Below are 413 nucleotides of genomic sequence, written 5' to 3' on the forward strand. Positions count from 1 at the left end.
GCAAGACGCTTCGTGCCGCCGAAAAGATTCTCATCGGCTCGCGAATCTTTTTGCTCGGGGCAAACGTCTTTGACGCGTAGAGGCCGCGCCCGCGGCCGCGATGAGGAGAGACATTGTGCATATCCAGTTTGCCGAATTGCCCGTAGCTGACCAGGACCGCGCCAAGGCGTTCTACACCAACAATCTTGCCTGCCAGGTGATTGCCGACCAGCGGATGGCCGACAGCGGCTGGCGCTGGGTGGAATTGGCCCTTCCGCACGCGGTCACCAACCTGCATTTCATCAGGCGCGCCGATGCAGCGCCGAGCGCCGAGCCGGTACTCGTCCTGGTCGACGATGATGTCGAGGCAACGGTCGCATCGCTCAAGGCCAAAGGCGTCGAGATCGTCACCGAGCCGCAGGAAGCACCGTGGC

1 protein-coding gene is annotated in these 413 nt (G+C 62.7%); it reads left to right on the plus strand.

The window, feature by feature from the left end:
* Nucleotides 1–115: 115 nt before the first annotated feature.
* Nucleotides 116–413 (plus strand): VOC family protein (locus EN818_RS30900; protein ID WP_135906613.1); only part of this gene is annotated, 298 nt, incomplete at its 3' end.

It is taken from the genome of Mesorhizobium sp. M3A.F.Ca.ET.175.01.1.1 (genome assembly GCF_004791945.1).
Lineage (GTDB): Bacteria > Pseudomonadota > Alphaproteobacteria > Rhizobiales > Rhizobiaceae > Mesorhizobium.